Source organism: Propioniciclava tarda, assembly GCF_900182665.1.
Taxonomy (GTDB): Bacteria; Actinomycetota; Actinomycetes; order Propionibacteriales; family Propionibacteriaceae; genus Propioniciclava; species Propioniciclava tarda.
The window spans coordinates 60,397-81,372 of the sequence record NZ_FXTL01000009.1; the positions used below are offsets into that span (position 1 = coordinate 60,397).

Annotated in this window: 19 protein-coding genes and 3 tRNA genes; 15 read left to right on the forward strand and 7 right to left on the reverse strand. The window is 70.2% G+C overall.

The features are described from left to right. Positions 1-177: 177 nt before the first annotated feature. Positions 178-1,518: a DUF4921 family protein gene (locus FN821_RS08395; protein ID WP_131172156.1), complete on the forward strand. Its 1,341-nt coding sequence runs from the start codon at positions 178-180 to the stop codon at positions 1,516-1,518. Between the two features lie 228 nt (positions 1,519-1,746). On the opposite strand, the gene FN821_RS08400 is transcribed toward FN821_RS08395, so the two are convergent. Beyond that, positions 1,747-2,604: a 1-acyl-sn-glycerol-3-phosphate acyltransferase gene (locus tag FN821_RS08400; protein WP_131172157.1), complete on the reverse strand. Its 858-nt coding sequence runs from the start codon at positions 2,602-2,604 to the stop codon at positions 1,747-1,749. Between the two features lie 109 nt (positions 2,605-2,713). Between FN821_RS08400 and FN821_RS08405 the strand changes: the two genes are divergently transcribed. The 3 genes from FN821_RS08405 to FN821_RS08415 all read left to right on the forward strand — a co-directional run bounded on the left by FN821_RS08405 (position 2,714) and on the right by FN821_RS08415 (position 5,519). Next, the gene (locus FN821_RS08405; protein ID WP_425326753.1) at positions 2,714-3,634 is read left to right on the forward strand and encodes an ABC transporter ATP-binding protein; all 921 of its coding nucleotides are present in this window, start codon (positions 2,714-2,716) and stop codon (positions 3,632-3,634) included. A 197-nt stretch (positions 3,635-3,831) separates the two neighbouring features. Then, on the forward strand, positions 3,832-4,689 hold the full coding sequence (locus FN821_RS08410) for an ABC transporter permease (RefSeq protein ID WP_131172159.1): 858 nt from the start codon (positions 3,832-3,834) through the stop codon (positions 4,687-4,689). After that, a complete protein-coding gene (locus FN821_RS08415; protein ID WP_241660165.1) occupies positions 4,686-5,519 on the forward strand; it encodes an ABC transporter permease in 834 nt (277 codons plus the stop codon). The genes FN821_RS08410 and FN821_RS08415 overlap by 4 nt, the downstream gene beginning before the upstream one ends. Before the next feature lie 64 nt (positions 5,520-5,583). On the opposite strand, the gene FN821_RS14260 is transcribed toward FN821_RS08415, so the two are convergent. Continuing rightward, a complete protein-coding gene (locus FN821_RS14260; protein WP_165489304.1) occupies positions 5,584-6,429 on the reverse strand; it encodes a hypothetical protein in 846 nt (281 codons plus the stop codon). Between the two features lie 294 nt (positions 6,430-6,723). On the opposite strand from FN821_RS14260, the gene FN821_RS08425 reads away from it, so the two are divergent. Further along, on the forward strand, positions 6,724-8,130 hold the full coding sequence (locus FN821_RS08425; RefSeq protein WP_180319750.1) for an NAD(P)/FAD-dependent oxidoreductase: 1,407 nt from the start codon (positions 6,724-6,726) through the stop codon (positions 8,128-8,130). A gap of 116 nt (positions 8,131-8,246) precedes the next feature. Here FN821_RS08425 and FN821_RS08430 read toward each other — a convergent pair whose 3' ends face one another. Next, positions 8,247-9,218, reverse strand: a complete 972-nt coding sequence (locus tag FN821_RS08430; RefSeq protein WP_131172161.1) for an NAD(P)H-quinone oxidoreductase — start codon at positions 9,216-9,218, stop codon at positions 8,247-8,249. Between the two features lie 190 nt (positions 9,219-9,408). On the opposite strand from FN821_RS08430, the gene FN821_RS08435 reads away from it, so the two are divergent. The 3 genes from FN821_RS08435 (at position 9,409) to FN821_RS08445 (ending at position 10,091) form a co-directional block, all read left to right on the forward strand. Then, a tRNA-Ser gene (locus FN821_RS08435) sits at positions 9,409-9,493 on the forward strand. 1 nt (position 9,494) lies between these two features. Beyond that, positions 9,495-9,944, forward strand: coding sequence for a hypothetical protein (locus tag FN821_RS08440; RefSeq protein ID WP_131172162.1), 450 nt, complete (start codon positions 9,495-9,497; stop codon positions 9,942-9,944). A 57-nt stretch (positions 9,945-10,001) separates the two neighbouring features. Further along, positions 10,002-10,091: transfer RNA gene (locus FN821_RS08445), tRNA-Ser, on the forward strand. A gap of 218 nt (positions 10,092-10,309) precedes the next feature. Here FN821_RS08445 and FN821_RS08450 read toward each other — a convergent pair. Together FN821_RS08450 and FN821_RS08455 are read right to left on the reverse strand one after the other, a co-directional pair. Beyond that, the gene (locus tag FN821_RS08450; protein WP_131172163.1) at positions 10,310-10,717 is read right to left on the reverse strand and encodes a DUF1284 domain-containing protein; all 408 of its coding nucleotides are present in this window, start codon (positions 10,715-10,717) and stop codon (positions 10,310-10,312) included. A 109-nt stretch (positions 10,718-10,826) separates the two neighbouring features. Then, positions 10,827-12,665, reverse strand: a complete 1,839-nt coding sequence (locus FN821_RS08455) for a phosphoenolpyruvate carboxykinase (GTP) (RefSeq protein WP_131172164.1) — start codon at positions 12,663-12,665, stop codon at positions 10,827-10,829. 289 nt (positions 12,666-12,954) lie between these two features. Here FN821_RS08455 and citC point away from each other — a divergent pair, with 289 nt between their 5' ends. The 7 genes from citC to FN821_RS14890 all read left to right on the forward strand — a co-directional run bounded on the left by citC (position 12,955) and on the right by FN821_RS14890 (position 18,422). Continuing rightward, the gene (gene citC, locus FN821_RS08460) at positions 12,955-14,028 is read left to right on the forward strand and encodes a [citrate (pro-3S)-lyase] ligase (protein ID WP_165489305.1); all 1,074 of its coding nucleotides are present in this window, start codon (positions 12,955-12,957) and stop codon (positions 14,026-14,028) included. Positions 14,029-14,037: 9 nt separating this feature from the next. Further along, complete coding sequence (citD, locus tag FN821_RS08465; protein WP_131172166.1) at positions 14,038-14,322, forward strand: citrate lyase acyl carrier protein; 285 nt, start codon at positions 14,038-14,040, stop codon at positions 14,320-14,322. Further along, complete coding sequence (locus FN821_RS08470; protein WP_241660166.1) at positions 14,319-15,239, forward strand: aldolase/citrate lyase family protein; 921 nt, start codon at positions 14,319-14,321, stop codon at positions 15,237-15,239. The genes citD and FN821_RS08470 overlap by 4 nt, the downstream gene beginning before the upstream one ends. Further along, positions 15,236-16,753: a citrate lyase subunit alpha gene (gene citF, locus FN821_RS08475; RefSeq protein ID WP_131172167.1), complete on the forward strand. Its 1,518-nt coding sequence runs from the start codon at positions 15,236-15,238 to the stop codon at positions 16,751-16,753. Before FN821_RS08470 ends, citF begins: the two co-directional genes overlap by 4 nt. Continuing rightward, positions 16,753-18,126, forward strand: coding sequence for a citrate lyase holo-[acyl-carrier protein] synthase (citX, locus tag FN821_RS08480; protein WP_131172168.1), 1,374 nt, complete (start codon positions 16,753-16,755; stop codon positions 18,124-18,126). Before citF ends, citX begins: the two co-directional genes overlap by 1 nt. Before the next feature lie 25 nt (positions 18,127-18,151). Continuing rightward, positions 18,152-18,224, forward strand: a tRNA-Arg gene (locus FN821_RS08485). A gap of 69 nt (positions 18,225-18,293) precedes the next feature. Beyond that, complete coding sequence (locus FN821_RS14890) at positions 18,294-18,422, forward strand: hypothetical protein (RefSeq protein WP_277751018.1); 129 nt, start codon at positions 18,294-18,296, stop codon at positions 18,420-18,422. On the opposite strand, the gene FN821_RS08490 is transcribed toward FN821_RS14890, so the two are convergent. Both FN821_RS08490 and FN821_RS08495 read right to left on the reverse strand, forming a co-directional pair. Continuing rightward, complete coding sequence (locus tag FN821_RS08490; RefSeq protein ID WP_165489306.1) at positions 18,419-19,105, reverse strand: GNAT family N-acetyltransferase; 687 nt, start codon at positions 19,103-19,105, stop codon at positions 18,419-18,421. The two genes, FN821_RS14890 and FN821_RS08490, sit on opposite strands and share 4 nt — an antisense overlap. Positions 19,106-19,521: 416 nt before the next feature. Continuing rightward, positions 19,522-20,913 (reverse strand): NAD(P)-binding protein, encoded by a 1,392-nt coding sequence (locus FN821_RS08495; protein WP_206662055.1) that lies wholly within the window; start codon positions 20,911-20,913, stop codon positions 19,522-19,524. Positions 20,914-20,976 lie beyond the last annotated feature (63 nt).

The window sequence follows — 20,976 nt, forward strand, 5'->3', positions numbered from 1 at the left end:
GACGCGGTCGGCGCAAGGTTGTTGTTGACGCACGTGATCGACGCGGGCCTCACCGTCGGCGCCTGGTGCGGTAGGTCCATCGCGGGGCGCGGCCTCCTCGGCGCGCTCGGTGCTGTCGACGCCCGTGACGTTGCGACTCGGCTAGCGTGAGCACGCACCACCACGACAGGACCACCGATGCTGCAGTCGTTCCGCCACACGCCCGAGTACCTGAGCACGATGGCCGACGGCACGGTCAAGCAGCTCAACCCGTTCAGCGGCACCGAGGTCTGGACGGTTCCCGGGCGCGGCAACCGTCCGCTGGGCATCATGACCGCAGACCCGAAGCCGCTGGACCCGGCCGATCACGCCCGGCACTGCGCCTTTTGCGCCGAGCGCTACCTGGAGACGCCGCCTGAGAAGTCGCGGGTGGTCCAGCACGAGGACGGCCGTTACGAGACCCTCTACCGGCTGCCTGCGGCCAACCTGTTCGATACGGTCGCTGAATTTCGACGCATCCCGAACCTGTTCGAGATCCTGAGCTTCGACTACTGGAACGCCAACTACGGCTACGTCCTGCCCGACCGGATCGCCGAGCGCAAGGCCGCCTACCTCGCAGACCCGAAGGGGCTCGCCCACGTCCTGGCCGTGATCGACAACAAGCTCAAGGCGTCCGGCAAGACGCCGGCGCAGATCGACGAACTGAGCGTCGAGGAGAAGGTCGCGGCGGCGTCCGGATTCTTCGGCGGCGGCCACGACGTCATCGTCGCGCGCCGGCACTATGTCGACGGGGCTACGGACGATACGCAAACGGCGGCGTCCGGAACCCTCACGATGGACGAGCATCACCAGTTCACCGCCTTCACGATCGACGGGATCAAGGGCCTGTACGACCTCAACCGGTACGCCCGGTACGTGGCCGTTTTCCAGAACTGGCTGAAACCCGCGGGGGCGTCCTTCGACCACCTGCACAAGCAGCTGGTGGCGATCGACGAGCGGGGCGTCCAGCACGAGAACGCGCTGATGCGGCTGCGCGGCAACCCCAACGTCTTCAACGAGGATGCGGTGAATTACGCGTCCTACAAGAACCTGGTGATCGCCGAGAACGAGCACGCGATCATGTTCGCCGGCTTCGGGCATCGCTACCCGACGATCGAGATCTACTCCAAGAGCGAGACGTCCGACCCGTGGGAGCAGACGGACGCCGAGGTGCGTGGGATGTCCGACCTGATTCACGCCGCCCACGCGGCGACCGGCGTCGACGTGCCGTGCAACGAGGAGTGGCACTACCGGCCGGCGGACGTCGACCTCGCGATGCCCTGGCGCGTCATGCTCAAGTGGCGGGTGTCGACGCTGGCCGGCTTCGAAGGTGCGACGAAGATCTACCTGAACACGATCGATCCGGCGAACGTGCGCGACCGCGTCGTCAACAAACTGTTCGCGCTGCGGGCGCAGGGCAAGGTCGCCGAGAACCTCCAGATCGCGTTCGAGGCGGCGTGCCGCCCGAACTGCCTGCGCTACAACAAGGTGGCGCGCTGATCAGAGCTCGGCGACGAGCGGCGTCGCGGCGGTGGCCAGGATGACCACGATCGCGACAAGGCAGAAGATGATCGTCATCGCTCAAGGGTGCGCGGCGGTGGGGGTCCGCACCATCGTCCTGCAGGACCGTTCTTGATCAGTCCCTGGGCCTATTCGGCGTCTCGCGCCGTGCAGTGATCGCGGTCGGCAGTCCTGGCGCCAGAGGCGAGGTCAGGTCCGGACGCCGCCTCAGGAGCCGGCTGCTTGGCCGATCAAGGCCGTCATCGCGGACGCCAGCGCGGCGGCGTCCGGACGCCCGCGCAGCGGCTCCCCGACCACGAGCCGCGGGCGGATGGTCCGGTCGCGGAGGAGGATCTGCAGGGTCGCCGCCGCGAGTTCGCGGTCGTCGCGGGTGCGCTGGCGCCGGGCCAGCGGCGAGCGCAGCGCCCGCTGCGAGACGACGCCCTCCACAGCTACCGGGACCACGACCGTGCCCGGCACCAACCGCGCCAGTAGCTCGGGACTCCGCGACCAGGACGCGAGCGCGGCTACGGCGTCCGCCCTTCTCAACGCGGGGTCGGGCTCGATCTCGCCCGCGGGGAAGGTCAGCACGGCGCCCCCGGAGCGCAGGTGGTCGGCCGCCCGCCGGACGAGGCTGCCGCGGTGGCCGACCGACTCCCCGACGTAGAGCAGGTGCGCGGCGAGATGGGGGACGGCGCGCAGGAACGGCCGGTCCAGGGCGAGCACCTTGAGGTCGCGGCGCACCGCCAGGGACGCCATCACGGCCGGGGTGTCGACGGTGCCCGGGTGGTTCGCGACGACCACCAGCGCCCCCTCGGCCGGGATACGCTCCAGCCCGCTGTACGCGACCGGGCCCGAGTAGACGCGCAGCAATTGATCTGCGCCGGCGGCGAGGCCGAGGCGCCCGATGAGCTCGTCGGCGTCCTCAATCTCGCGGCGAAACCGCCGTGCCAACGGCATCAGCCCTAGCCGGAAGGCGGCACGGGCGGCGCGCGGGCGTCCGGCGGCGAGGCCTTTGACGGCATCGTCCAGCGTCGTCTTCAGCAGGACCTCGTGGTCGCGCCGATCCGGCGCCGGATGGGGCACGGGGCGAGCGTAGGCGACGGCGTCCGGTCTGGTCCCGGAACTGAAGACTGAATCGGATGCCGCAGCCTCGGGTTAAGAAATGTCGGAGGCCGGGTTTAGGTTGCTGGATGTGTCTGTGATCCACGCGTCCGAGCTGCGGAAGAACTACGGCGACTTCGCTGCCGTCGACGGCATCTCGTTCGATGTCGCGCCGGGGGAGTCGTTCGGGCTGCTCGGGCCGAACGGCGCCGGCAAGTCGACGACCATGCGGATGATCGGTGGGACGCTGCTGCGCACGTCAGGCACGTTGGAGGTGCTGGGGCTCGACCCCGAGACCCGCGGGCCCGAGGTGCGGGCGTCGCTGGGTGTGGTGCCGCAGTCCGACAACCTGGACGAGGAGCTGCGCGCCCGCGACAACCTGATCGTCTACGGGCGCTACTTCGGCCTGCCGCTGTCGTACCTGAAACCGAAGGCCGACGAGCTGCTCGAGTTCGCCCAGCTGACCGAAAAGGCGAACGCGAAGGTGAACTCGCTGTCGGGAGGCATGAAGCGCCGCCTCACGATCGCGCGCGGGCTGGTCAACGAGCCGCGGGTGCTGCTGCTGGACGAGCCGACCACGGGGCTGGATCCGCAGGCGCGGCACATTCTCTGGGACCGGCTGTTCCGCCTCAAAGAGCAAGGCGTCACCCTGGTGGTGACGACCCACTTCATGGACGAGGCCGAGCAGCTCTGCGACCGCCTCGTCGTCATGGACCACGGCCAGATCGTCGCCGAGGGCTCCCCGTCGTCACTGATCAAGCAGTACAGCAGCCGCGAGGTGGCGGAGGTCCGGTTCGGGTCCGAGCGCAACGCCGCGATGGTGGACGAGCTGCGCGACCTCGCCGGGCGCATCGAGGTGCTGCCCGATCGCATCCTGATGTACGCCGACGATGGCGAAGGGCTGTTGGAAGAGGTGCATCGCCGGGGGCTCAACCCGGTGACGTCGCTGGTCCGGAGGTCGTCGCTGGAGGACGTGTTCCTCCGCCTGACCGGACGGAGCCTCATTGACTAGGTCTTTCGTCCGGACGCCGACGCGTCCGCTGGGCGTTTCGTCGGGCGGAATGGGGTTTCGACAGGCTCAGCCATCGGGTGGAGTTGGGCTTCGACAGGCTCAGCCATCGGGTCTTTCTTGCGTGTTCCGTCGTTCCCTGAGCTGGTCCACCCGTTCCCTGAGCTTGTCGAAGGGCCGCTCCGTTGCGGGAGGCGGCCGTGGCTGAGCCAACGACCGCGACGGCGTCCGAGGTCGCGACGGTGGTGGGGACGGGCGGGGTGGATCATGCGGCCCTTGCTGCGCGGTCCCGCGTCTGGGGGGCACTCCACGTCGCGCAGCGGCAATGGGTCAACGAGATCCCGTTCATCCACATCGTGCTGCTGACGGCGCTGGGAAATCCGATCATCTACCTGGCGGCGATGGGCATCGGATTGGGGGCGCTGGTCACCTCGCAGGTGGCAGGGGTCCCGTACCTGATCTTTGTGGCCCCAGCGCTCCTGGTTTCGACGGTGGCCACCAGCGGAGCCGGCTGGGGCACGTGGCCGATCATGGGCGGCTTCAAGTGGGAGAAGAACTACTTCGCGGCGTCCGCCACCTCTGTCACGCCGGGGCAGATCGCCCTCGGCGAAACGATCGGAATGACCGCGCGGCTGATCCTGCAGGGGGCTGCGTTCTGGGTCCTCGGGCTGCCGTTCAACGCCTGGCACAGTCCCTGGTCGGTGCTGACGGTGCCGATCGCGATGCTGGCTGGGCTGGCATTCTTCGCGCCGCTGGCCGCGTACTCGGCGACGATCGAGGACGAGGGCATCCAGTTCAACCTGATCAACCGGATCATCGTGATGCCGATGTTCCTGTTCGCCGGCACGTTCTTCCCGCTCGACGTGATGCCCATCTACCTGCAGTGGATCGGCTGGATCTCGCCCATGTGGCACGGCACCCAGCTGGCGCGGGTGGCGGCCTTCGGCATGGCGTACCCGCTCGAGGGCGTCGTCGCACATCTGCTGGTGCTGGTGGCCTACGTCGCAGTCGGACTCGTCCTGATGCGCCGCAACTTCTTCCGGAGGTTGACCAAGTGAGCGCGATCATGGGTCCGACCCTGGAGCGGCTGCGGCGGCGTCCACCCACAGTGGCGGCTCTGTACGCGGGCAACGCGCGGGCCGTCATCGAACGGGGCTTCCGGGTGATCCGCAACGCGAACTGGGCGGTCATCGCGACCGGGTTCTTCGAGCCCGTGTTCTACCTGCTCGCGATGGGCGTCGGCATGGGCGCGCTGGTGGGCGGGGTGCCGGGGCCGGACGGGCGTCCGATCTCGTACGCGATGTACATCGCGCCGGCGCTGCTGGCGACGTCCGCGATGAACGGGGCGATTTACGACGGCGTCCACAACGTGTTCTTCAAGCTCAAGTACGGACGCCTCTACGAAGGCATGCTCGCCACCGCCCTCGGTCCGATGGACGTCGCGCTCGGCGAGATCTTCATGGCGCTGTTCCGGGGCTTCCTGTACGCCGTGGGGTTCTTGGCAGTGCTCGGGGTGATGGGCCTGGTCACGTCGTGGTGGGCCCTAGCGATGCTGCCGGTGGCGCTGCTGATCGCGCTCGGATTCGCGTCCCTGGGCATGGCTGCCACGAGCTACATGAAGGGCTTCCAGCAGCTCGACCTGGTGCCCTTCGTGCTGCTTCCGATGTTCCTGTTCTCGGCGACGCTCTACCCGATCACGGTGTACCCCGGCTGGGTCCAGGCGCTGATCATGGCGCTGCCGCTGTGGCACGGGGTTGAGCTGATGCGGCAACTCTCCGTCGGCTACTTCGACGGCCGCACGGCCGTGCACATCCTGTACTTCGTGGCGATGAGCGTGATCGGCGTCACGGTCGTGACCTTGCGCCTTCGGAAGCTCTTCCTGCGCTGAGCGTGGCACGCCGCACGCCGACGGCCGACGCCACGAGGGCGTCGGCCGTCAACCTGGGGATGGGCTAAACAGCGAGAGGTCGAAGGCTGTTGCCGGTGCGGGTCGCCGTAGCCACGGCCGCAAACTGCTGAGCCGGAGGCGTGGTCGACGACGGGCTGGAGGCGGCTGGAACCACCGCGGCCGTCTGCTGCGTGGCCGCGTCCGCGGCGACCTTCGCCTTCTCGGCCTCGGTCGTGGCAACCGGTTGCGGGACCACCTCGTTGCCCACGGGGCTGTTCTTGGTGAGTCCGGTGCGCTGCACCCGCTCGGCCCCGATCCCGGCCAGGCGGGTCGCCTCCGCCGCGGTGCTCGCAGCGGTGCCGCGCGGCAGGGTCACGGTCACGGAGACCAGGACGTCGCCGACCAGCCGTGAATGCGCCGCCGTGAAGGAGCCGAATCCGTCGCGCCACGTCGCCCCGAAGTCGGTCGCGGACTTCTCGACGACCTTGAAGGCGGTCAGGTTCAGCGCGCCAAAGCGGCAGGCGCCGGTGTCGTTCTGGAGGTCCGTCAGGGCCTTCTTGCCGTCCGCCCAGATCGTGACGATCTCGATCACAGACACCTGAGGATCGTTGGACGCCGGGCTCGAACCCCACAGCCACTGGCGTCCGCCGAGCGGCATCGGCTCGTTGCCGGTGGAGCCGTTGTCCGTGGAATCGCAGTACTGCCCGTCGGCCGCCGGTTGGAGCGCGTAGGAGCCCGAGTCGAAGCCGAGTGTCATCTTGGTCTTGAAGTCCGGGACCTTCAGCGACACCGAGTTCGACACGGTGATCGACGTGGAGGGGGCCGCGTGGGCCGAGGTCGCGGCTGCGGGGCCGGCGACGAGAGCGAGGGCCAGCGCGAGGCCAGCGACGGTGCGGGGTTTGATCGTCATACCCCCTTAACGCGCCGCAGCGGTGAATGGTTGGGTCCGGGTCGAGAATTCGAGCAGTATCGCCGGGAAGCGTCCTCGTCCGCGCGTCGCGCGGAGGGCACACGCTTGAGCAGGTCCGGGCGTCACGACGGGTACGTACGACCGGTGCGCCCGGAGCCGCAAGGGCGTTCGCCCCTCATCTGGACGAACCCGGTTTTGCGCACTCTCAACGTCTTCTCCCGCGCGTCCAGGTCACTCACGAGCGGTGAGAGCGCTCTAGCCCGGGTTGTCGCTTCGGCCCCTACAGTTCAGCCCATGCCAGCCGTGGACCCCTATCGCCCCGTCAGCCTGTGGCTCGACCAACTCGACGAGGCGCTGACGCCGCGTCCGTCGCTGCCGGGCCATCGGGACGCCGACGTCGCGATCATCGGCGCCGGCTACACCGGGCTGTGGACCGCCTACCACCTGCTGGCGATCGACCCCACCCTGCGAGTGGTGCTCCTGGAGTCCGAGATCGCCGGCTTCGGCGCGTCCGGCCGCAACGGCGGCTGGTGCTCGGCGATCTTCCCCGCCTCCCTGGCCAAGGTCGCGCGGGTGGCGACGCGCGCCGGGGCGTCCGACGGCCGCGAAGCGGCGAAACGATTGCAGCGGACGCTCCACGACCTCGTCCCCGACATCGGGCGCATCGCGGCGTCCGAGGGGATCGACTGCTCGTTCGTCCAGGGCGGCTACCTGAGCGTGGCGCGCAACCCGGCTCAACTCGCCCGCGCCCGCGCCGAGGTCGCGGAGGCGTCCGACTGGGGCTTCGGCGACGACCACGAGCTACTGGACGCGTCCGGCGTCGAGCGCCACGCGCGCGTTGCGGGTGCGCTCGGCGGAACCTGGACGCCGCACTGTGCGGCCCTCGATCCGGCGCGGCTGGTCCGTGGGCTGGCGCGGGCGGTCGAGGGGCGCGGGGCAACGATCTACGAGCAGACGACGGTGCAAGGCTTCGGTCCGGGACTGGTCGTCACCGATCGCGGGCTCGTCCGGGCCGAGCGGGTGATCCTGGCGACCGAGGGATACACCGCGGCGCTGGCCGGGCAGCAGCGTCGCATCGCGCCCATCTACTCGCTGATGACCGCGACCGAGCCGCTGCCCGAGTCGGTGTGGAGCGAGATCGGTCTCGCGGGGCGTCCGACGTTCAACGACGGGCGGCACTTGGTGGTCTACGGCCAACGCACCGCGGACGGACGCATCGCGTTCGGCGGGCGCGGTGCCCCGTACCACTTCGGGTCGCGGGTGAGCCGGGCGTTCGACCAGAACCCGGGCGTCCACGCGATGCTGCAGGGGACCCTTCGTGAGCTGTTCCCGGCGCTCCGCGACGTGTCGTTCACGCACACCTGGGGCGGCAACCTGGGCGTGCCGCGGGACTGGTTCCCGACCGCGACCTTCGACCCGAGGACCGGGCTCGGCTTCGCCGGCGGCTACGTGGGGGATGGCGTGTCGACGTCGGCACTGGCCGGACGCACGCTGGCGGCGCTCATGACCGGCGACGATCCGGACGCCCTGGGCTCGCTGCCGATCGCGAACCACCGCAGCCCTTCGTGGGAGCCGGAGCCGTTCAGATGGCTGGGCGTCAACGGGGTGACGGCCGTGATGACGAGGGCGGACGCGTCCGAGGCACGCACCGGACGCCCGTCGCGTGCGGCGTCCGCGTTCTGGAAGTTGGTCGGCGAATAGCCCTTCGACAAGCTCAGGGACCGGTTGTTGCGCCTGTGCCGGTCGACGCTCGGGAGCGGCTGCGGTTCAGGGAGTGAGGCCTTCCTGGGGTCCCGTTGGCTGAGCTTGTCGAAGCCTCAGAAGGTCAGGACGATCTTGCCCACGTTCTCGCCGGACGCCAGCCACTCGTGCGCCTCGCGGACCCGCTCGATCGGGAAGCGGGTCTCACCGGCCAGGCGAATCTGTCCCGAAGAGATCAGGGGCCATACCTCATCCCGGACGCGCGCGCAGATCGCCGCCTTCTCGGCCGTCGGCCGGAAGCGCAGCGACGTGGCCGTCACCGTCCCGGCTTTGGAGAGCAGCTTGTTGAGGTTCAGCTCGCCCTTGATGCCGCCCTGAAGGCCGATGACGACGAGGCGTCCCAACCGGGCGAGGGACGTGACGTTGGCGTCCAGGTACTTGGCGCCCATGACGTCGAGGATGACGTCCGCGCCGTGGCCCTCGGTGGCCTCGCGCAGGTGCGTGGGCCAGTCGTCGTGGTAGTCGATGGCGATGTCGGCGCCCAGCTCGCGGCACACCTCGAGCTTCTCCTCGGTGCCGGCGGTCGCCGCGACGGTGCAGCCGCGCGACTTCGCGTACTGGATGGCGAACGATCCGATGCCGCCCGCTCCACCGTGAACCAAGAAGGTCTCGCCGTCGGCCAGGCGCACGTGGTCCATGTTGGAGATGACCGTCGCGGCCACCTCGAGCAGCCCGGCGGCGGTGATCAGGTCGACGCCCGGCGGCGGAGGGATGACCTGGCCGGCGTCCACCGCGACGTAGTCGGCGTAGCCGCCACCCGCGAGCAGCGCGACGCACGGGTCGCCGACCGACCAGCCGGTGACGTCCTCCCCGATCTCCTCGATATGCCCCGAGACCTCCAGGCCGATGATCTCGGACGTCCCCTTCGGCGGCGGGTAGTGCCCCTGGCGCTGCAGCAGGTCGGCGCGGTTCACCCCGGCGGCGGCGGTCCTGATGAGCACCTCGGCCGGCTTCAGGGTCGGCCGCTCGACGTCACCCACCGTCAGCACCTCGGGTCCACCGAACTGGGTCAACGTGATCGCGCGCATGCCGCCAGACTGCCAGCCCCGGCCCGTTCGGGCCAACGGCGGCGCTCAACCCGGAACACGTCCCTCTCAACGACGTCCTTGAGGCAGATGGGCACGAAACCCGCGCTGAGAGTGACGAAATCGGGGTTGGCGTCTGGACCACCCCGCGCGACGGCCGACGACCGCGGCCGGTAGGATGCGGCGGAGTTCGGGCGAGATCGCATAGTGGACTAGTGCAGCCGCCTTGAAAGCGGCCGAGCGGAAACGCTCCGTGGGTTCGAATCCCACTCTCGCCGCGTGAGTGTCGCCAGCTATCAGATCAAGGGCCGCCCCGCCGTCCGCACCGTGGCCGGCGCCGCCCTGCTGTCGCTGCTGGGGATCGGCGTCATGCTCGCGGCGGGCGCGTTCAACTGGGGGTCGGTCGCGCTGACGGTCGGCGTCGTGATCGCGATCGGTGGCATCGGCGTCCTGCTGCTGGCCCAAGAGGCCGCCCGCAAAGCTGGCGTGATCGCGATGCTCGACGACGACGGCTTCGTCCTGACCAGCGCCCAGACCCGCTTCGGACTGCCCTGGGCTGAGGTCCGCAAGGTCACCATGGCGGGCAACCAGCTGACGATCCGGGACGCCCACGGCAAGGACGCGTCCATCGTCGCGCCCCCCGGAGCCCGCCCCGAGGAGCTCGATCGCCTCGCCGCCGCCATGGCCGCCAAGCTCGACGCGAACCGCGGCTACCGCAACCTCCACTGACGCCCGCTCCCCGCTTTGCCGCGCCCGTCGGCGTCCTTGTAGGCTGTCCCAGCGCGAGGAGGCGTCGCCTAGTCCGGTCTATGGCGCCCGCCTGCTAAGCGGGTTTGGGGGTTAACCCCATCGCGAGTTCAAATCTCGCCGCCTCCGCCGACACGCCCCGGTTCCGCCGGGGCGTTCGTCGTTTCTACAGCGGACGCCGACGCGCCGGTTGCCTAGTCCGCTGGGTCTTGCGCCTAGACGGAGTCCGGAACTCGCTGTCGCCCGATGGACGCTGTCTCGCCCGGCTGGCTGGGTCTCGTGGCCGGACGGCGCCAGCTGACGCGGCCGGCTCTCGATGGACGGCGTCGCGCCCGTCGGCGCGGTGTTCAGCTGCTCAGGCGGACGCCCGGGAACCCCTCTGAGGCGACCTCCGTGCACAACTCGTGCCACTGGCACCCCGCACAGGCGTTGCGGACCCTGCCCGTCGCGAAGGCCGAGCGGAGCGTCCGCAACGTCGCCGCGTCGAGCGCAATGGGTCCGGTGAGATCGAGCAGCGGGTCCAGCGATGCCCGCGCGGCAGCGTCCCGGGCCGACAGCCGGGCTTCCTCGCAGTGGTGGCCGAGCCCCAACATGGGCGCGCACACGGCGTCCGGACCCTCCACGAGCGTGACGTCCTCGCCGGCCGACAGGCGTTCGCAGAGGGCGTCCAGGTTGACGGCGAACGCGGGCGTGTAGCCGTGGCCGACGTACGTCAGCAGGCAGAGCAGGTGGTGGGCGCGCAGCTCGATGGTCACCCCGCGAGGGTAGCGAGGACCAACCCGGACTAGAGCGCCCTGAGTGTCCGCATCCCCGGGGACGCCAAACGGGGGCCCGGCGAACCGGACCCCCGTTTGACGAGCGGTATTACGCCGAGGCGATGCGCTCGCGCAGGGCGGCGAGCTGAGCGGACAGCTCAGCGGGCAGCTTGTCGCCGAACTTGGCGTAGTACTCCTCGGTGAGGTCGGCCTCGGCCGCCCACGCCTTCGGATCGAGCGCGAACAAGGCCTTCAGCTGATCGTCGGTCAGGTCGAGCCCGTCGAGGTCGAGATCCTCGACGCGCGGGAGGCGTCCGGAGATGGCGTCGTCGGCCTCAACCTCACCGAACACGCGCTTGATCGCCCAGGCGATCGGACGGCTGTTGTCGCCGAAGCCCGGCCACAGGAACTTGCCGTCGGCACCCTTGCGGAACCAGTTGACCTGGAAGATCTTCGGCGCCTTGTCGCCGAGGACCTCGCCCATCTTGAGCCAGTGGCCCCAGTAGTCAGCCATGTTGTAGCCGCAGAAGGGCAGCATCGCGAAGGGGTCGCGGCGCAGGTCGCCGACGGCGCCCTCGGCCGCAGCCGTCTGCTCGGAGCTCACCGTCGAGCCGACGAACACGCCGTGGTTCCAGCCGTAGGTCTCCGCGATCAGCGGCACGTTGGACGCGCGGCGTCCGCCGAACAGGATGATGTCGACCGGGACGCCGGCCGGATCCTCCCAGTTGGGGGCGATCGTGGACGCCTGGTCGGCGCGCACGGTGAAGCGGCTGTTCGGGTGCGCGGCGGGCACGCCGGACTCAGGCGTCCACGAGTTGCCCTTCCAATCGGTGCAGTGCGCGGGGGGCTCGTCGGTCATGCCCTCCCACCAGACGTCGCCGTCGTCGGTCAGCGCCACGTTGGTGAAGATCGTGTCGCGGTCGACCGAGTGCAGGGCCGTCGGGTTCGTCTTCTCGCCGGTGCCCGGCGCGACGCCGAAGAAGCCGGCCTCGGGGTTGATGGCGTAGAGGCGTCCGTCGGGGCCGGGACGCATCCAGGCGATGTCGTCGCCGACCGTCTCGATCTTGTAGCCCGCGATCGTCGGACGCAGCATGGCCAGGTTGGTCTTGCCGCAGGCGCTCGGGAAGGCGGCGGTCAGGTAGACCTCCTTGCCGTCGGCCTCGCGCGTGATCTTCAGGATCAGCATGTGCTCGGCCATCCAGCCCTCGTCGCGCGCCATGCCGGACGCGATCCGCAGCGCGTAGCACTTCTTGCCGAGCAGCGCGTTGCCGCCGTAGCCCGAGCCGAACGAGATGATCTCGCGCGTCTCGGGGAAGTGGGTGATGTACTTCTCGTCGTTGCACGGCCAGGCGACGTCCGGACGCGAGTTTCCGTCGGCGTCCACCAGCGGGTAGCCGACCGTGTGCAGGGCCTTGACCCACGGCTTGCCCTCGCCGATGAGCTTCAGGGCGTCGGCGCCCATACGGGTCATGATGCGCATGTTGACGACGACGTACTGCGAATCCGAGAGCTCGACACCCAGCTGCGAAATGGCGCCGCCCATCGGACCCATCGAGAACGGGATCACGTACAGGGTGCGTCCGCGCATGCAGCCGTCGAAGAGGCCGTTCAGGATGCCGCGCATCTCGGCCGGGTCCGCCCAGTTGTTCGTGGGGCCCGCGTCCTCTTCTTTCTCAGAGCAGATGAACGTGCGCGACTCGACGCGGGCCACGTCGGACGGGTCCGACTTGGCGTAGTACGAGCCGGGACGCAGCTCTTCGTTGAGCTTGATGAAGGTTCCGGCCTCGACCATGTCGGCGTAGAAGCGGTCGCGCTCTTCGACGGAGCCGTCACACCAGTACACGGCGTCTGGCTTGGTGAGTTCGGCGACCTCGGTCACCCACGCGACCAAATCGGCGGGGGCGGCGGCGGGGGCGTCCGCCTTAATCTGCTTGGCATCCACGGGCATGGGCATCTCCTTTGTTGCATCGTCGGCCGTGCGCTCATCTTCCAGCGCCCCAGCCGGTCATGACTGATCCGTTCCTCTGGCTGCAATCTTGCCGTACTCCCCGATCCTTCGGGGTTGTTGGGTTTCGGTCCTGGACGCCGTGGGCGGCGGTCGGCCCGTGGTCGCCCGTGGCCAGGATGGTTCGGAGCGGCAAGAGTGACTGTGAAATCCACACATTGCGGCTATTCCTGCGGTCACGGCAGGAGAGTGGAAGAGTTTTCATCGATACCGGTCCGCGAGGGAGGTTGCGGTGAGCGGCGCGGACGGCCTGGAGACGGCGGTCGAGGACGGGTGTGCGATCGGCTTGGTCGACGCTGCCCGAGACGCCAGAGGGCTGGAACAGGTGCGGGGACTGCTGAAGGCGTCCGGCCTCGGTCTGGACGCCGACGTCGAACTCTTCGCGACCGCCCGTGACGCATCCGGGCGCCTCCTGGCCTGCCTCGGCCTCGCGGGCGACGTCGTGAAGTGCGCCGCGAGCGCGCCCGAGGTGCGCGGCGAGGGGGTCACCGCCCGGCTCATGCAGCGGATCCTTGACGAGGCGTCCGATCGCGGCCGGACGCACCTGTTCGCGTTCACGCGTCCGGGCAATCGGGCGATCCTGGAGGGCCTCGGGTTCCACGCGCTGGCCGTGACCGACGACGCGGTGCTGCTCGAGAACACCCCGTTCGGGCTGTCGAGTTACGTCGCCGGGCTGGCCCGGCTGAGGCGTCCGGGACGGCGCATCGGCGGGGTCGTCCTGAACGCCAACCCGTTCACGTTCGGGCATCGGTACCTGGTCGAGCGGGCGGCGTCCGAGTGCGACGCCCTGCACGTCTTCGTGGTCGGCGAGGACGCCTCGGCCTTCGACGCCGCGACCCGCCTGCGGCTCGTCCGCGATGGCATCGCCGGACTGGACCTCGGCGAGCAGGTCGTCGTCCACCCCGGCAGCCGCTACATCGTGAGCCGCGCGACGTTCCCCAACTACTTCCTGGCGAGGGAGGACGCCCGCGCGTCCGCCGCCGCCGGGCTTGACCTGCAGCTGTTCCGTACCGCGATCGCGCCCGCCCTCGGCATCACCGACCGCTTCGTCGGCACCGAGCCGCTGTCGCCCGTCACGGCCGCCTACAACGCCGAGATGCGCTGGTGGCTGGCCGAGGCGCCGCTGGACGCCCCGCCCATCGCGGTCCACGAGGTCGCTCGACTGGAGGTCGACGGCGAGGCCGTCTCGGCGTCCAGAGTTCGACAGGGACTGGCGTCCGGCGATCTGGACGCCGTCGCGCGGCTCGTCCCGGGGCCCACGCTGGCCCACCTCCGCTCGCTCGTTTCCCCTGGTCATCGCCGTTAGGAGCCGTGAATGCGCATCGAAGTGGACGCCGTCGCCGGCACGTTGGAGTCGTCGGACGCCCTCGTCCGGGTGTCACCGGCCGAGGAACTGCGGATCGAGGTGACCTCGACCGTGGAGGCCCAGTTCGGCGCCGAGATCCGCCGGACGGTCGCCGAGCAGCTGGACCGGTTGGGGGTCACCGAGGGCCTCATCTCGGTCCAGGACAAGGGCGCGCTGGACTTCGTGATCCGCGCGCGCGTCCAGGGGGCCGTGCTGCGCGGGGCGCAGGCCAGGCCGGATTGGAGGAAGCTGTGAAGGCCAAGAAGAGCCCAGCCGAGCGGCCCAGCCGGTCGATGCTGTTCGTGCCCGGATCGAACGCCGCGTGGCTCTCGACGGTGCAGGTTTATGGCGCCGACTACGTGATGTTCGACCTGGAGGACTCGGTGTCGGTGCGCGAGAAGGACACCGCGCGGCTGCTCGTGCACGAGGCGCTCAAGAGCCCGGTGTGGGCGGGGGTGCCGGTGGTGGTCCGGGTCAACGCGATCAACACCCCGTTCTTCCGCGACGACCTCGAGGCGGTCGTCAGCGCCGGGGTCGCCATCGTCCGGCTGCCGATGGTCACGGACGCCCAGATGATCCGCCACCTGGACGCCGAACTGGGCGTCCTGGAGGGCAAGTACGGGAGCGTCCCGGGCACGACGCGCATCCTGGCGGCCGTGGAGTCGGCGTCCGGGGTGGTCAATGCGGTCGCGATCGCGACGGCGTCCCCGCGGATGATGGGGATCGCGCTGGCCGCGTACGACTACGCGATGGACATGCACACCACTCACGACGCCGCCGCCGACGAGTCGCAACTGTTCTTCGCGCGCTGCGCGATCCTGCACGCGGCGCGGGTGGCGAAGATCCACTGCTACGACGTCATCTACGCCGACGTGAATGACACCGAGGGCTTCCTGCGCGAGGTCGCGGTGATCAAGAAGCTGGGCTTCGACGGCAAGTCGCTGGTCAACCCGCGGCAGATCGAACCGCTGCACAACGCGTTCGCGCCGACGCCGGAGGAGGTCGAGCGCGCCCACCGGGTCGTGGCCGCCGCGGTCGAGGCCGAGAAGGTCGGCATGGGCGTGGTCGCCCTCGACGGCAAAATGATCGACGCGCCGATCATCGCCGCCGCGCACCGGACCATCCGGCTGGCGCAGGTGTCCGGGGTTCAGGTCGCGGGAGGCGTCCGATGAGCGGCTGGCAGGGTCGGGTTCCAACGGACGCCGTCGAGCTCGCCGGATTGGTCCCGTTCGCGGGGCCGGCGCCGTCGACGCAGGCGGACAAGGACGCCCGTCGCGCGCGCAAGGTGGTCGGCTCGCTGACCGAGGCGATCAGCCGCTCGGGGCTGGGCGACGGCGACACCATCTCGTTCCACCACCACTTCCGCGAGGGCGACCTGCTGATCCTGCAGGTGCTCGCCGAGGTGGAGGCCCTGGGGATCCGGGGCCTGACGCTGGCGTCCTCGTCGTTGAACGCGTGCCACGGCGACGTCGTCGGGTACATCGAGCGCGGGGTCGTGAGCCGCATCTACACGTCCGGAATGCGCGGCACCCTGGCCGCGCGGATCAGCCGGGGAGGGCTGCTGCCGCACCCGGTCCAGGTGCACAGCCACGGCGGACGGGCCGCGCTGATGGCGTCCGGGGAGCTGCGGCCGAAGGTGGCGTTCCTGGGGGTCTCGGCGTGCGACGAGTTCGGCAACGCGAACGGTACGTCCGGGGCGAGCCGGTGCGGGTCGCTCGGGTACGCCCTGGTGGACGCGATGTTTGCCGAGACCGTGGTGCTGGTGACCGAGCAGGTGGTGGCCTTCCCGAACACGCCAGCGGTGATCCGGCAGAACCGGGTCGACCTGATCGTGGTCGTGGAGCGGGTGGGTGATCCGAGCCGGATCAACGTCGGCGCGACGCGGACCACCACCAACCCCCGCGACCTGCTGGTCGCCCGGCGCGCCACGGACGTCGTCGAGCACGGCGGCTTTTTCGTGGACGGGTTCTCGATCCAGACCGGGTCGGGCGGCGCGGCGACGGCGGTGACCGACTACCTCGGCGAGCGGATGGAGCGTCGCGGGGTGAAGGCTGGCTGGGCACTCGGGGGGATCACGGGGAGCATGGTCGCGTTGCACGAGCGGGGGCTGGTCGGGCGGTTGCTCGACGTGCAGAGCTTCGACCTCGTCGCCGCCTCGTCCTTGGAACGCAACCCCGGGCACACGATCGTGTCGGCGTCCGAGTACGCCTCGCCCGCGGCGAAGGCGGCCTGCGTCGACGAACTGGACGTCGTGATCCTGTCGGCGCTCGAGATCGACCTCGACTACAACGTCAACGTGCTCACCGGCTCGGACGGGCTGATGATGGGGGCGTCCGGCGGGCACTGCGACACGGCCGCGGGGGCGAAGCTGGTGGTGGTGGTGGCGCCGCTGATTCGGACGCGGATCCCGACGATCGTGGAACGGGTGACGACGCTCATCACGCCCGGGTCCAACGTCGACGTTCTGGTCACTGACTACGGGGTTTGCGTCAACCCGAGGCGTCCGGCGGTGGCGGAGCGCCTGGCTGCGGCCGGGATCAAGGTGACCACCATCGAGGCCCTGTTCGCGCGGGCGCTGGAGATCTGTGGGCGGCCGCGGGCCGTCGAGACGACGGACGAGATCGTCGGGGTCGTCCGGTACCGGGACGGCTCGGTGATCGACGTTGTGCGGGCGGTCGCGTCCTGATGGCGTCCTGCGCCGACGTGCTCGACCGCCGCGAGGAGCGCCGCGATGAGCAGGTGGCGCTGCTGGGGTCGGGCGTCGTGGTCAGCGTGACCGTGGTGTCGCCGGGGGCCGACAAGGACGACGCGGTCGCGCGGTCGGTCTGCGCGGCGGCGGTCGAGGCGGTTCGGGGCTTGGTCGGACGCCGCGGCTGGCGGCTGGCTGCGGAGCGGTCGGCGTCCGGGGTGACGGGTCCGGAGTGGCTGGCGGCGGTGGACGCGTCCGGGATGGAGGTCAAGGCGGCGCTGGTGGCGTTGGAGGAGTCCGAGCCGCTCGGGCGGCTGTGGGATCTCGACGTCGTCGTCGGGCCCGTGGCTGGTCAGCCGGTGGTGCTGAGTCGCCGAGACCTCGGTTTGGAGCCGAGGCGGTGCCTGGTCTGCGACCTGGACGCCGCTGGCTGCGCGCGCTCGCGGCGGCATTCGCCGCTCTTGGTGGATGCCGCCCGCGCGGGGCTGGCGGCGGGGGCGTCCAGGGAGGCGGCCGAGGCGGCCGGGGGGCTCGCGGTTGACGCGCTGCTGATGGAGGCGCGGCTCACCCCCAAGCCGGGGCTCGTGGACGCCGTGTCGTCCGGGTCGCACTCGGACATGGACCTCGTACTCCTGGAGCGCAGCGCCGAGGCGCTGCTGCCGTGGTTCGTGGCGTGCTGGCAGACGGGTTGGGCCTGGTCAGGGGCGGATGCGGCGACGCTGCGTTCGCGACTGGTGGACATTGGGCTGGCCGCCGAGGCGGAGATGCTGGCCGCGACGGGCGGGGTGAACACCCACAAGGGAGCGCTGTTCGCGCTCGGGCTGTTGCTGGCGGCGTGGGGTGGCGAGGCCGCTGGGCAGGCGTCCGAGGGATTGGTGGAACGCGCCCGGACGCGGGCCGCGCGGCTGGCGTCCGGCTGGCTGGAGGACTGGCGGAGGCGTCCGGACGCGAGCCACGGGGCGTCCGCACTGCGCGAACTCGGCCTCACCGGGGCGCGCGGCGAGGCGTCCGGCGGGTTCGAGACGGCGGCGACGGTGGGGCTGCCGGCCTACCGGTCCCGGCTGGCTGAGACCGGGGACGCCGACGATGCGGCGCGCTGGGCGCTGATGGCGCTGATGGCGGCCAACGACGACACGAACCTGGTCGCGCGGGGCGGCGCCGAGGGGCTGGCGTACGTCCGTGGGTGGGCCCGGGGCGTGGTCGAGGGGCGGCCGGGACCGGACGCCTTGGTCGCGGACCTGGCCGACGCGGAGGCCGCCTTCGTGGCGCGACGGCTGAGCCCGGGCGGCAGCGCCGACCTGCTGGCGGTGACGTGGCTGCTCGACCGGGTGGACGCGGTCGGTTTGGCCGCAGGTCTGGGGGCGGGGTAGAGTTTCTCCCTGGTTTACCAACCAAGCGCTCGTGGCTCAACGGATAGAGCATCTGACTACGGATCAGAAGGTTGGGGGTTCGAGTCCCTCCGAGCGCGCAAACCGAAAGGCCCGGGTCAGTTGATCCGGGCCTTTCGGTTTCTCGGATCGGGTGGAGAATGCCGGGCATGGTGCGTCCGGCCGACTGGTCCCAGCGGTGGTGGATTCTGGGGCTGACGCTCGGGACGTGCCTGGTGGCCGGCGCGGTGTATGCCCTGGTCAGGGCCCTGCAGCGGCGCGACGAGGCCGAGGACTAGCTCGGGGCGTCCGACTCAGCGTCCAGGCCGATGAAGCGACGGAAGGCGTCCACGCCGGTGCAGACGACCGGGTCAGAGGGGCGAACGAAGGCGTCCGGAGTGAGAAGGAGCTGGAGTTCCTCCCGCCAACCCTCCCCGTCGGGCTGGGGCAGCCGATGGACGCCGTTCGGTACGTAGCCCACCTTGCGGCTCACTCCGAGCGAGCGCTCGTTGCCGAGGAAGGCTCCGGACGCCATGCGCTCGGCGCCGAGGTCGTCGAAGGCGAACGCGCAGACCGCCTGACGCATGAGGGTGCCCGTGCCGCGTCCCTGCTCGGGGCGCAGCAGCCATGACCCGGTTTCGAGGGTGCGGGTGGCGAGGAAGGGGGTGCGGGTGAACACGTCCTGGACGCCGACGAAGCGTCCCTCGAACTCGACGCGGAACGGCAGCTGCCACTGGTCGGGGCTGAAGGTTGCCCAGTTGGACCACAGCAGTTGCTGCAGGAGGTTCACGCCGATGCGATCGCCGGCGTCCGCCCACGGGGTCAGGAACGGCATGACCCGTCCGTCGTCGTAGATGCCGTGCGTGCGGACGGCGTCCTCGAACCCTGGTGCGTCCGACTCGCGGAGCGGGCGCATCGACAGTGGTCCGCAGGTGATCGTCACGCCGAACGGCGGGAACAGGTCTTCGATGGTGCGCGTCACGCGCCCATCCTGCCGACTGATGGGGCCGTCCATCACGCGGACCCGGATTTGCGCACTCTCAGCCAGCTGATCAGCTCGGATCAGCCGATCCGGGACGTTGAGAGTGACCGTTTCCGGGTTGGCGCCGGAGAGGGCATGGGTCAACGGCTGGTTGCTGGGGTGAGGGTCGCTGTGACGGACTGCAACCGGCACCCACGTGCACGACGGCGGGCCATGGAACCCGATTTTGCGCACTCTCAGCGAGCGAAGTTGGGTGGGAGGGGCTGGACTCCGCCGTTGAGAGTGACCGTTTCCGGGTTGACCCGCTCGGCCGGCCAGAGCGGGTTGGTCTTGGGCCCTTCGACAAGCTCAGGGAGCCATCTCTCGCCGCAACCAGCAGCCGCGGGTGCTAATGAGTCGCTGAGGCGCTGACCTGCTCAGGCGTCGGTGCGGCCGAGGGCGAGGTCGGTGAGCTCGTCCCAGGTGGCGACCTTGGTGCGGGCGCGGCCCAGCGAGGCGCCGAGCGCGCGCTCCTCAGCGTCGATGGTCAGCCAGTCCTCGAACGTAGCGATGTCGAGGCCGCGTGCGGTCAGGATCTCTTCGCCGGTGCGTCCGCTGCCGCGGCGATCGGTCGAGGCCAAGTCAGCCAACAAGGCGCTGACGGTCTCGGCGGCGTCCGGTTTGTTGCTGCCGATGACGCCGATGGGTCCGCGCTTGATCCAGCCGGAGGTGTAGAGGCCCGGCACCTGGCTGCCGTTGGCGTCCACCACGCGGCCGCCCTCGTTCGGAATCACGCCTCGCTTCTCGTCGAAGGGGACGCCGGGCATGGCCAGTCCTTTGTAGCCGACCGCGCGCAGGACGAGTCGAACGGGCAGCGCCGTCTCGTCGCCCGTGCCTTGGAGGCGTCCGTCGACTAGGTGCGTCCTCTCGACGACGAGCTGCTCGACGATGCCGTCGCCCGTCATGCGGACGGGGCGATGCCAGAACAGCAGGTGCAGCCAGCGTCCGGACGGGTTCGCGGCGGCCTCGGTGCGCTCCACGGCCTTGCGGATGGCATCGACATTGGCCAGCGCGCGGCGGTCGAGGGCGGACTTGTCCAGCCCGTCCAGCGCACCGTCCGACAGCGACACGTTCAGCCCGGGCAGGTCGAGGAGCTCGCGCAGCTCCTTGGTAGTGAAGGGTGCGTGCTGGGGGCCGCGGCGTCCGATCAGGTAGACGTCGTGTCCGGACGCCGCCGCCTCACGGTGGGCGTCCAGTTCGTCCAAGACCTCCTGGGGCATGTCGGTCGTGGCCAGCGCGGCAACGTCCTTGAGCACGACCCGCGCCACGTCGACCGCAACGTTGCCGACCCCGATGACGGCCACGGCGTCCGCGTCCGCGAGCGACTGGTGCGCGGCGTCCGGATGCCCGCCGTACCACTCGACGAACTCGCGTCCGGAGCGCGACCCGTGCAACTCCTCGCCGGGGATGTCGAGCAGCAGATCACCGCCGGCGCCGAACGCCAGGATCACCGCGTCGTACGCCTCGCGGAGGTCGTCCAGCGGCAGGGTGACGCCGACGTCGACGAGTCCGTAGAAGCCGACCCGGTCGTGGCGGAGGACCTTCTCCAACGCGTCGCCGACGAGCTTGATGTTGCCGTGATCAGGGGCGACGCCGTAGCGGAGCAGTCCGAACGGGGTCGGCAGCCGGTCGTAAAGGTCGACGCGTTCGACGCCGTCGTCGGCGGTCAGGGCCTGGGCGGCGAAGAGGCCGCTCGGTCCGGCTCCGACGATGGCCACGCGATGGCCACGCGGTTGGCTCAGCTGGGGACGATCATCGGCCTCGGGCACGGCGCCAGCCTAACGCTCGCTGTTTCGGCGCGTGCCCCGCGGTGGACCGCTCGTCTGGAATCA

Coding starts and splice junctions, on each gene's coding strand:
- FN821_RS08430 (WP_131172161.1), bottom strand. CDS start 9,218: ATGCGCGCGATCACGTTGACCCAGTTCGGTGGACCCGAGGTGCTGACG.
- FN821_RS14260 (WP_165489304.1), bottom strand. CDS start 6,429: ATGACGATCAAACCCCGCACCGTCGCTGGCCTCGCGCTGGCCCTCGCT.
- FN821_RS14890 (WP_277751018.1), top strand. CDS start 18,294: ATGGTGCGTCCGGCCGACTGGTCCCAGCGGTGGTGGATTCTGGGGCTG.
- FN821_RS08425 (WP_180319750.1), top strand. CDS start 6,724: ATGCCAGCCGTGGACCCCTATCGCCCCGTCAGCCTGTGGCTCGACCAA.
- citD (WP_131172166.1), top strand. CDS start 14,038: ATGCGCATCGAAGTGGACGCCGTCGCCGGCACGTTGGAGTCGTCGGAC.
- citF (WP_131172167.1), top strand. CDS start 15,236: ATGAGCGGCTGGCAGGGTCGGGTTCCAACGGACGCCGTCGAGCTCGCC.
- FN821_RS08395 (WP_131172156.1), top strand. CDS start 178: ATGCTGCAGTCGTTCCGCCACACGCCCGAGTACCTGAGCACGATGGCC.
- FN821_RS08455 (WP_131172164.1), bottom strand. CDS start 12,665: ATGCCCGTGGATGCCAAGCAGATTAAGGCGGACGCCCCCGCCGCCGCC.
- citX (WP_131172168.1), top strand. CDS start 16,753: ATGGCGTCCTGCGCCGACGTGCTCGACCGCCGCGAGGAGCGCCGCGAT.